The 11,524-nt window shown below is 65.8% G+C and carries 3 protein-coding genes; all 3 read right to left on the bottom strand.

From position 1 onward, the window contains the following. Nucleotides 1–2: 2 nt before the first annotated feature. A complete protein-coding gene (locus D6B98_RS21370; protein WP_126258897.1) occupies nt 3–9,737 on the bottom strand; it encodes a non-ribosomal peptide synthetase in 9,735 nt (3,244 codons plus the stop codon). Nucleotides 9,738–9,814: 77 nt separating this feature from the next. Then, nucleotides 9,815–10,783, bottom strand: a complete 969-nt coding sequence (locus tag D6B98_RS21365) for a TauD/TfdA family dioxygenase (protein WP_126258896.1) — start codon at nt 10,781–10,783, stop codon at nt 9,815–9,817. Continuing rightward, a complete protein-coding gene (locus tag D6B98_RS21360; RefSeq protein WP_126258895.1) occupies nt 10,752–11,507 on the bottom strand; it encodes a thioesterase II family protein in 756 nt (251 codons plus the stop codon). The genes D6B98_RS21365 and D6B98_RS21360 overlap by 32 nt, the downstream gene beginning before the upstream one ends. Nucleotides 11,508–11,524 lie beyond the last annotated feature (17 nt).

Here is an 11,524-nt window from a genome sequence, read left to right as displayed (position 1 = left end):
GCTCACTGCTCCGTTCCCACCAGTTCCTGAAGCTCTTCGGCATCGAATTCTTGCTCGATGAGCCTGATCGACACGACCCGGGCAAATGACGCAAGATCGGGATGAGCGAACAGGTCCGAGACCGCGATCGACACGCCGACCTCCTGTGACACCCGGCTCAGAACCCGCACGGCGAGCAGGGAATGTCCGCCGAGCTCGAAGAAGTGATCGTTGCGTCCGACCTGATCGACGTCGAGCAGCTCCGCCCAGATCCCGGCCAGCGCAAGCTCGATCTCGTCTTCGGGTGCCTCGTAGGTGCGACGCGCCAATGCATCCTCGCCCGGCGCTGGCAGAGCCCGCCGATCGATCTTCCCGTTGGGGGTGAGCGGCAGCTGCCCCAGCACCGTCACCGACGACGGCACCATGTAGTCCGGCAGAACGGCGGACAGCGCCTCGCGCAAGGCGCGGCCGTCGAGCGACGGCTCGCCGCTCGCATAGGCGAACAATTGGCGCCCGGTCCTGCCCTCCCCCGTCACCACGGCCGCCGCACGCACGCCGCGCTGCTCGAGCAGGCGCGATTCGATCTCTCCGAGCTCGATGCGGAAGCCGCGGATCTTCACCTGCTGGTCTGCACGGCCGACATACTCGATCACGCCGTCATCGCGCCAGCGCGCGAGATCGCCAGTGCGATAGAGGCGCGTGCCATCGTCGCTGAACGGATCGGGGACGAACCGCTCCGCGGTCAGTGCAGCCCGGTTCAGATAGCCGCGGGCCTGGCCAACACCACCGATGAACAGCTCGCCGGTGACACCGACGGGAACGATATTGAGGTCGGAATCGAGGATGTGCGCCGACCTCGCACCGACGGGCCGTCCGATCGGTGCGGGCTGGTGGGGTGTCAGCGCGGCGGCGTCGACGATCCACACCGTCGGCGCGATCACTGTCTCGGTCGGGCCGTAGGCGTTGACCAGAAGATCGATATCAGCAGCTTCTCGAAATGCCCTGACCCCGGTATCGGACCAGGCTTCGCCGCCGACGATACAGGCCCTGATCGCCAGCCTGCGCCCGCCCCGCCGCAATGCCGCGCTCAATTGATCCGCATAGGCCGGCGGCAGGAAGATCGAGGTCACCGCATTGCGGGTCATCTCGCTGACGAGATCGTCAATCAGAAGACCGGGCTTCGAAGGCAGGACGAGCGAACCACCCGTCATCAGCGGCACCAGCCATCGCTCGTGGGCGATGTCGAAATTGATCGATGCCGTCTGGAACTCGCGGTCACGCGAGGTCATGCGGTACAGCCGGCCGATGGCTTCGCAATGCATCGCCAGCGGCCCGCGCGCAACCGCCACGCCTTTCGGCGCGCCGGTCGACCCGGACGTGTAGATGACATAGGCCAGGCTGTCCGGATGGATTTCGATGTCGAGGTTCCCGCCGTCCTCGTCGGCGCGCGGCGATGGCTCCTCGATGCAGAGCGCCTCGACCCCGGCTTCGCGCAGCACCGGTGCAAGCGGCTCGAGCAGCGCGCCTTGCGTCAGGACCAGCGCCGCGCCGCCGTCACGCAGCATGTAGGCAAGCCGCTCTGACGGATAATCCGGATCGAGCGGCAGATAGGCGCCGCCGGCCTTCAAAACCGCAAGCAGCGCGATGATCATGTCCGGGCTTCGGCTCAAGGCAATGCCGACCAGCCGATCCGGACCGACGTTCCAGAGGCGAAGGCGTCGTGCGAGCGCGTTCGCACGCGCGTTCAACTCGCCATAGGAGATGCGCTGGTCGCCGCAGACGATGGCAATGGCAGATCGCGCCTGCGCGGCCTGCGCTTCGATATGCATCACGACGTCGGCGCAGGATGATGCGGAGGTCAGCCGCGCTGCGACACTCCATTCGAGAGCTCGTCGCGCGTCCCGCTCGACTGCCGCAGAGAGATCACCGAGCGCACGTTCCGCATTCGCCGCGATCCGTTCCAGCAGGCCGTGGAGAATGTCGCGAAGGCGCAGGATCGCTGCCTCGTCGAACCGGCACCGGTCATAGTTGAACTCAATTTTCAGCCGATCGCCTGCAGCGAACACCGCGACCGCCAGCGCATAGTTCGTCGGCGTCACATGCGCCACACGTCCCAGCCGCGGACCACCTTCCCCGCCTCGCAGCACCCCCTCGTCGATCGGATAGTTTTCGAACACCAGGATGCTGTCGAACAGCGGCTGCCCGGCATGGCCGGCGAGCCGCTGAATGTCGTAGAGCGGCGTCCAACCATGCTCACGCAGCGCCAAATTCTGTTCCTGCAACTGGCGCAGCCAATCGCCCACGGCGGCTTGTGGGCTGGTCGCGTCGACGATGGGAAGCGTGTTGATGAAGAGGCCCACCATCTCCTCCGCGCCGGGCAATTCGGCCGGACGGCCCGATATCGTCACGCCGAAAGAGACCGCGGACTGCCCCGAATGACGCCGCAGCAGCTGCGCCCATGCCCCTTGTATGAGCGTATTGAGCGTCACCCGTTCGCGCTTTGCGAAGGACTTCAGCCGCTCGGTCAACGCCGCGTCCACCGCAAGCCCGACGCTAGCATGGCCTTCGGCCAGGGATGTTTTGGGGGACGCCAGTGTGTTCGCGAGCAATGTGGGCGTTTCGAGCCCTGCCAAAGCCTCGCGCCAGAACGTCTCGGCGCTTTCGCGATCACGGCCCTGCAACCACGCGATGTAGTCGCGATAGCCGCCCTGCACGGCCGGCAGCGGGTGACCGCTCGCCTGCTGCAACACCTCCGCCACTAGCCGGGCCGAGCTCCAACCATCGACGAAGATGTGATGATGGGTCCAGATCAGCCAGTGCCTGTCGTCATCGAGCCGGATCAGACGGATACGCTGAAGCGGCGGCTGCGAAATGTCGAAGCCCATCGCGCGCTCACGCCGGGATATCTCGGTTAGCGCGGCTTGCAGGTCCGCAGGCGCGCTGTCGCGCCAATCCTCCTCGATGAACGGCACCGTCACTTGGCGATGCACCATCTGCTGCGCTGCGCCCGACAGGTTCTGCCAGACAAACCCGGTCCGCAGGGCCGCATGCCGGTCGCTGACCATCTGCCACGCGGCTTTCAGCCTGCCAGCATCGACGCCGAACAGCTCGAGCCCGACCTGATTCACATAGGCGTCGAGGGCACCATCGCGCAGCGCATGAAACAGCATACCCTGCTGCATCGGCGAGAGCGGATAGATGTCCTCAATGCCGCGAATATCCAGGTTCGCAGCCAACCGATCGAGGTCGGCTTGAGCGAGCCCAGACAGCGGGACATCCGATGGCGTGAGGCCGAACGCTCCATTGCAGCAATGGGCGATCAGTTCGCGCAGTGCGTCTTTGTAATGTGCGGCGAGCCGCTCGACCGTCGCGTGCCGGTAACGCTTGCGTCCGTATCCGAGAGACAATTCCAGTCGGCCCTCACGCACGAGGCCTGTAATGTTCAGCCAGCCGCGCATGGGCGCTGTGGCGCTACGCGAAGGACCTGCGCTCTCCGCTGCGAAGGAGAAGCGCTGGTTGGTTCCTATGTTGGCGTCGAAGCGGCCTAGATAATTGAAGACGATCTGCGGCTCCGCCAATTGCGCCAGAGCATGGCGTTGCTGCTCGGAGCCGAGATGGCGCAGCACGCCATAGCCGATCCCGCGGTTCGGAATCGCGCGAAGCGTCTCCTTCACCGCCTTGATCAGCGACGCCTCGTCGCCTGCATCTTTCAGCCGGACCGGGAAGGCCGTCGTGAACCAGCCGACGGTGCGGGACACATCCGCATCCGGGAAGATCTCCTCGCGGCCATGGCCTTCGAGCTCCACGGTGATCTCGTCGTGCTGGCTCCAGCGCGACACCGCGCGCACGAGACCGGCGAGCAGGAGATCGTTGACCTGGGTCCGATAGGCAGCCGGCGCTTGTTCGAGGAGCTGTGACGTCAGGTCGGCATCCAACACCAAGGACACCTCGCCGCCATCACCGACGCGATCGACATCGCCATGGTCGTCGTCGCATGGCAGGCGCGCGCCGGCGCCACAATCCAGCCAATACGGCAATTCGGCCGCGATCTCCGCCGTTCCCGCATAGGCATGCAGCCGCTCGCTCCATGAGGCAAAGGAGTCGCTCTTCGGCGGCAGCGCGACGGGACTGCCACGCTGCAGCTGGTCATAGGCCAACGCCAGGTCTTCCAGCAGGATACGCCAGGACACGCCATCGACGACGAGATGATGGATCGCAAGCAGCAAGCGTTGGCTACCGTCCGCCAGGTCCATGCCGACCGCGCGCAGCAGCGGTCCCGAAGACAGTGAGAGGCTTTCCTGCGCGGCACCGGCGAGCACCGTGACCTCCGTCGCGCCGCCGACGCCCGCATAAAGCCATAACAGTTCGGCTGACCCCGGCGCCGGCCCCTGCTCCGCCCGCCAGGCGCCATCCACCTGCCTGAACCGCAGGCGCAACGCATCGTGATGGTCCGAGATGGCCGCAAGCGCGCGCCGCAGCGTCTCCCAATCCACCTGCATACGGGGCAGCAGCAGAACCGCCTGGTTCCAGTGATCCCGGTTGGCAATGTCCTCGGCGAAGAAGCGCGTCTGAATCGGCATCAGATAGGGCATGCCAGATGCGGTGTCACCGCCGACTGACGTCCTTGCCGCCGGTCTCTCCTTCTTGGTCGTCCCCGCCGATATCACGGCGACCGTCGCCAACCCGGCAATCGTCTGCTGGCTGAAGATCTGCTTCGGAGTCAGCCGGATGCCGCGCTTGCGCAAGCGGGCGATGATCTGCAGGCTCAGAATCGAATCGCCGCCGAGTTCGAAGAAATTGTCATTGCGGCCGACGCGCTCGCGAACGAGCACCTCGCACCAGACCGCCGCGATCGCAATTTCAATATCCCCCGCAGGCGCGGCATAGCCAGCCGACGCCCCCTCTTCGGGCGGTTCGGGCAAGGCGCGACGATCGACCTTTCCATTGGGCGTCAGCGGCAATTGCGCCAACATGACGATGTGTGACGGAACCATATAGTCCGGCACGATTGCAGCCAGCTGTTGCTTGATCGCATCGGCCTGTGGAGCGGCGCCGCTCTCAGCCACGCAATAGGCGATCAGCTCCTGGCGCTCACTTGCACCGATTGGCCGTGAAACGACCACCGCGTCACCGATTCCCTGCAGCGCCTTGATGACGCGCGCGACCTCGCCCAACTCGATGCGATAGCCGCGCAACTTGATCTGGTCATCAGAACGACCCAGGAATATCAGCCGACCCTCGCGGTCGCAGCGGACACGATCCCCGGTTCGGTAGAGGCGCTCGCCCGCGGCGCCGAACGGATCCGGCACGAAGCGCTCCGCGGTCAGGCCCGCCGCGCCGCGATAGCCCCGCGCCAAACCGGCTCCGCCGACATAGAGCTCGCCAACCACGCCGATCGGCACCTCGTTCAAGGCGTCGTCGAGGACATGGACGCGCAGATTGGCAAGAGGCAGACCGATTGGAACCGTACCGTCCCCGCGGCCTGCCGCGCACTCATGCGTCACCGCACCGACGGTCGTTTCCGTGGGCCCGTAATGATTCAGGATTCGGCATTCCGGCCGCAAGCGCCGGACGTCGTCCAGCAGCGCGCCATCGGACGCCTCGCCGCCCAAGACGAGCGCGTCGCGGGGGAGCAGATCGGCCGAGTGCGAGGCCTGAAGCAGCCCTCGCAGATGGCTCGGCACGATCTTGAGAATGTCGACCTCGCCCTCGCGCATCACTTGCGCAAACGCATCCGCATCGAACACGGCCTCCGGTGACAGCAGATGCAACGTGCCGCCGGATGCGAGCGCACCGAACAGGACAGTGTGGCCGAGGTCGGCCGCCACCGTCGAAACCATCGCCATGCTCGCCGACGGGCGCGGCTTCAGGCGCTGCAACAGGGCTTGCACGTAATTGGCCAAGGCCCCGTGCGAGACGCTGACGCCCTTAGGCGCGCCGGTCGATCCGGAGGTATAGATGACGTAAGCGGTCTGCGTTGGATGAATGGTCGTGTCGAGCGGCAGGCTCGACACCTCGGCGCGCACCGCTTCCGCCTCCGCGTCGAGCACCAGGCAGCCCAGCTCGCGCGCATCCGCCAATTTGTCGCCCGCCGCAAGCATGATGTCGATGCCGCCGTCGGTCAGGATACGGCGGACGCGCTCCAACGGCCATTTCGGATCGAGCGGGACATAAGAGCCGCCCGCCTTCAGCACACCGAGCAAGGCGACGACAAAGGCCGGAGAGCGCTCGATCCACAGCGCAACCGGTGTCTCGCGTGCCACGCCCTTGGCGATGAGGGCGTGCGCGATACGGTTTGACCGCTGCTCGAGCGCCGCAAAGGTCAATTGCCCCCGGCCGCATCGAATGGCGATAGCGGTCTGTCGATCCGCGGTCGCCGCGCGATGAAGGCTCACCACATCGGCGAAGCCGAACGCCGCAGCCTCACGAGGCACGGTCTGCTGGTGTCCGTCGTCGATGACGAAGTCCGATATCCGCCGCTCGGCATTGTCGGCAATCTGGCGCAGCATCGAACCGAATTGCGTCGCCAATCGCGCGATAGTCGGACGATCGAACAGATCGGTAGCGTAGTTGAACGTGACCTTCATGCCGACGCCATCGATGACGTCGAGGGCGACATCGAAATGCGAACCAGCGAGATCGACAATGTCGATGTCGGCAGCGAGCCCCTCGACGCCGGAGAAACCGCCCGGCGCCGTCATGTAGTTGAACTTCGCCTGGAACAGGGGATTGTGCCCACCGCTGCGTTCGGGCTTGAGGCCGTCGACCAGCATTTCGAACGGAAGATCCTGGTGCGTCAGCGCCTCGACCACCGACTCCCTGACCTGACGCAACAGGCTGGTGAAGCTCGATTCGGCGGTCATCTCGGCCCGCAGCACCAGCGTGTTGACGAAACATCCGATCAGTCGTTCGAGCTGCGTATGCCGACGCCCGGCGACCGGCACGCCGACACGCAAATCACTCTGCCCGGTGTAGCGATGGAGCAGCGCGTAATATGCGCCGAGCAGCAGCATGAAGACGCTGACGCGCTGCTTGCCGGCGATCCCCCGGAGCCGGGACGCGAGCGCGCCGTCGATGGCCAGTGCGATCGTGGCGCCGGCATGGCTCTGGATCGTCGGGCGCGGCCGATCATGCGGCAGCGCCAGCACCGGGTGAACATCGCCAAGCTTGGCGCGCCAATAGGCGAGCTGCCGATCGCCCTCGCCGCCCGCAAGCCAGCTTCGCTGCCAGGCTGCGAAATCAGCATACTGAATTGCCGGAACCGGCGGCACGCCTGCGCCTTGACCGGTACCGCCTCGATAGAGAGCGGCCAGCTCTTCGAGCAACACATCAAGCGACCTGCCATCGACGATGATGTGATGGGCCAGCAGCAGCAATTCATACGCATCGTCCGCGAATTGAAGCAGCACGGCGCGCAACAATGGCCCGTTCACGAGATCGAACGGCTTGCCGAGCTCGGATCGCCTGACCGTCTCCGCGCGCTCGGAGCGCTCCCGCACAGAATAGGCGCGGAGATCCTCGTGCCGGACGCCGACGCTCATGACATCGTGGATGAGCTGCGTTCCGCGGCCGTCTCTGGCGATGAACGTGGTGCGCAATATCTCGTGACGACGGACGATCTCGCCGAAAGCACGCGAAAGCACTGTACGGTCGAGCCGTCCCTTCAGACCGATTGTGCTCGCAACGGTATAGGCTGTCCCAGCAGGGTCCATGTTCCAGAGGAACCAGAGCCGCTCCTGCGCGTGCGACAGCATCGCGCGATCGGCCGCGACGGCCCATGGGATCGGCGGGAGCGCCCGGCCAGCACCGGTGCCCGCCAAAACATCGATCCGGCCAGCGAAGGCCGCAAGCGCCGGCGCGTCGAAGAAGGTGCGCAGCTCCACTTCCACGTCCAGGCGGTCGCGGATCGCCGCGGCGACTTGGCCAGCCGCGATCGAGTTTCCGCCCAGCACAAAGAAATCGTCCTCGCGATGCACCGCCGCGACGCCAAGTGCGTCGCACCAGATCGAGGCGACGGCGCGCTCGGTATCAGTCGCCGGCACCGTCAGGGATGCAGTGCCGCGGCGACGGCCTCTCTCGAACACCGCGAAGCTGTCGAGCGTGTTGTCGGCGAGACGCGTTGCGCAGGCCGACCGCTGCAGCTTGCCGCTCGTGGTCAACGGCATCGCTTGCGGGTTCAGCAGAACGATCACGGCCGGATACTCATGCGCCTGCTGGAGGACGGCTTCGCCGATCGCATGTGCGAGCGCTTCCGGATTGCTACGCTTGAGCACGGCGCGGCTGAACTCTGCCGCCACTCCGATGGCCTCACGCCCGTCGACCTCGACGGGAAAGGCGGCAACCCGTCCGCTGCGGACGGATTCGACCTCGGCTTCGACCGCCTGCTCAACATCCGTCGGATAGACGTTCTGCCCGCGAACGATCAAGAGGTCCTTGAGACGACCGGCCACCACGAGTGCGCCGTCGCGAAGGAAGCCGATGTCGCCGGTCCGCAGCCAACGCGCGCCATCCCGCTCGACGAAGGCTTGATGCGTGGCCTCGACATTGTTCCAGTAGCCGAGCGCGACACTGGGACCGGCGACCCAGATCTCGCCCACCTCATTCGCCTCGGCCACCGCCGATTCGTCGACACGCATGATGCGCACGGCGTGACCAGCAGCAGTTCGACCACATGCCACGAGGTCCGTGCCTTCGCTGGCGCTCGCGATGCGGCCGGCGGCGAGTTCCGCAGTATCGAGCGTGTAGCTGACGGTCTCGGCGGTGATGTCGCCGGCCGTGACCAGCAGCGTCGCCTCCGCAAGGCCATAGCAGGCCGTCAACGCCCGCCGATTGAAGCCGGCGCGCGCAAACCGGTCGCCAAATTTCTCGAAGGTGGTCCGGCGGACGAACTCCGAGCCCGAGAACGCAAACCTCCACCGGCTGAGGTCGAGCCGACGGATGGTCTCTTCCGAGATGCGGTCGGTACAGAGTGAGTACGCGAAGTCGGGGCCACCGCTCAACGTGCCGCCGTGACGGTCGATGGCCTCGAGCCAGCGCCGTGGCCGCTCCAGGAAGTTCCGCGGCGACATCAGGACGCCGGTAAAGCCCGTGAACAGCGGGTTCAGAAGTCCGCCGATCAGTCCCATGTCGTGATAGAGCGGCAGCCAGCTGACAAAGACGTCGTCCGGCGTTCCGCCACAAACCGCTTCGATGGCATGCTCGTTGGCCGCCAGATTGCCGTGAGAGACGCAAACGCCCTTCGGCTGCGAGGTCGAGCCGGATGTGTACTGGAGGAACGCGATCCCGTCGGCGGCAGGCCTCGTCTCGCACCAGTCCGCCGCGAGATCGGGCGAAATCGTGTCCACCGCAACGATCTCCACGTCGGCGAGCTCGGGCAATGCCGCCTCGATGAGACCGCGCAGCCCCGTCTCCACCAGGATGAAGCGAGGCGCGGCATCCCGCAGGATACCGTTGAGTCGTCCCGCATAGCGCTCGGGGCCGCCCTCAGGCGGATACGCCGGCACGGCGATCACGCCCGAATACAGGCAGGCATAGAATGCGACGGCATAGTTGATCCCGCTCGGAAGCAGAATCACCGCCCGTTCGCCTGCCCCGCCCATCTGTTGCAACCACGCCGCAAGTGCCCTGATCCGAGCGTCGAGCGCGGCGAACGTCAGCTCGTCGGCAACGTCGTCGCCTTCGAGGAACCGCAAAGCCACCTTCTCCGGTCGCAAGGCAGCGTGCTCTCGCAAGCGTTCGACGAGGTTGGATCTGTCCATGTCTCGAATTCCTGTCCGGCCGCGCGCCGGAAATCCCCACCGCCCAAATAAGACGTGCCGCCGATCACCCTTGCCGATCACCCCTGCCGATGAGCTTCAGCCATGGCGACGATCACCTTGCGCGGCCCCTTGAATGGGGCACGCGCGTGCGCCGTGAGCATGTTGTCGAGCATCACGACGTCGCCGGCCTGCCAGGGAAAGCTGATCTTGTGCCTCTCCAGAACGGTCCGGACCGTTGACAGCGTCTCATCCTCGATCGTCGAACCGTCGCCATAGAAGACGTTGCGCGGCAGATCGGCTTCGTCCTCGACCACGTCGAGCAGACTCTCGCGCACCTCCGGCTCGAGATTGGAGACGTGGAACAAATGCGCCTGGTTGAACCAGACCCAGTCACCGGTGATCGGGTGCTGCGCCGTGCCCTGACAGATCTGGCGCGTGCGGAGCTCGCCGTCTTCCTTCCACTCGCATTCGATGTCGTGGCGAGCGCAGTAAGCCTCCACCTCCGATCTGGAGTCGGTGCCGAACACCTGCTGCCAGTCGACGTCGAGCCCGTTGCCGTAGTTCCGCACATACATCACGCCCTTGTCGGCAAACCGCCCGCGAATGGCCGGCGGCATGTCGCGATAGATGGCGCGGCTGTCGGCGATCGGCGTCTCGCCGCCTTCCAGCGCCGGCTGCATGCAGTAGAACCAGATCTTCATCGGCCAATCGCGGGTATAGGCCTGCTCGTTATGCAGCGGGATATGCTGGTGCGGCGGATACTCCGTGGACGTGTAGACGCCCGAGGTCACCTGCGAACGCGGCGTCGACCCGAACTCGTAGGTCAGCAGCGGATGACCGAAATCGGCCGCGAAGGCTCGAAACGCATCGGGACCATCGAGCGAGAAATCGCGAAACACGATGCCGCCGCTGTCGGTCAGGTACCGGTCGATCGTCGTGCGCAGCACGGGAAGGGCTTCGCCGAGCGGCTGCCCGGCCTCACCTGCCCTAAGCAGCATGGGAAGAGTCTTGCCGTCAATGAGTGGCTGGACGGAGAACGCGCTCATGATCCTCGCTCCGATGCGAAGCAATCGATCGCCCCGATTGCCGGACCAGCGCCCAGCCGATCCGGTCGATCAGCTCGGCCTGCTCTGTGTGAATGAAGAAGTGATGCCCCGGCAGGATGTCGAGCGTGAATGACGCCGAGGTCTCCTGCCGCCAGGCCTCGAGCGCTTCGCGGCCGGTCTCGTCGTCCGCTCCGCCAAAAACGTGTACAGGGCACGGCAATCGACGCCGCGGCCGGTAGGCATAGGCCCCGCACATCAGAAAGTCGGCGCGGAGCACCGGCAGCGCGGACCGCATCAGCTCTGCATTCGACAGCGCGTCGTCGGGCGTGCCCTGAAGATTGCGCAGCTCCTGCATCAGCGCTTCGTCGCTCAGGGGATGGCGCCACTTGTTGCCGTCTCGAACCGCCGGCGCTTCCGCACCCGAGGCGAAGAGAATGGCCGGCGCAGGCACTCCGCGATCGAGCAGGCCATGCGCGAGCTCGAACGCGACCACGGCGCCGAGGCTGTGCCCGAACAACGCGTAGGGCCCGTCGAGCTGCGCGGCGAGCTCGCCAGCGAGCTGCGCTGCCAGCACGCGCGGATCGGTCGCCAGCGGCTCGTCCATGCGCGCGCCGCGCCCGGGCCATTCCACTGGCCGAACGTCGATCCACGACGGCAGCAGCCTGCGCCACCGCGCATAGAACATGGCACTTCCGCCGGAATAGGGCAGACAAAGAAGCCGCATCGGACGACCGAACCCCG

It is taken from the genome of Bradyrhizobium sp. LVM 105 (assembly GCF_003957705.1).
GTDB lineage: Bacteria > Pseudomonadota > Alphaproteobacteria > Rhizobiales > Xanthobacteraceae > Bradyrhizobium > Bradyrhizobium frederickii.
The sequence above is the reverse complement of the archived record's forward strand: the minus strand, read 5'-3'. Positions and strand labels throughout refer to the sequence as shown.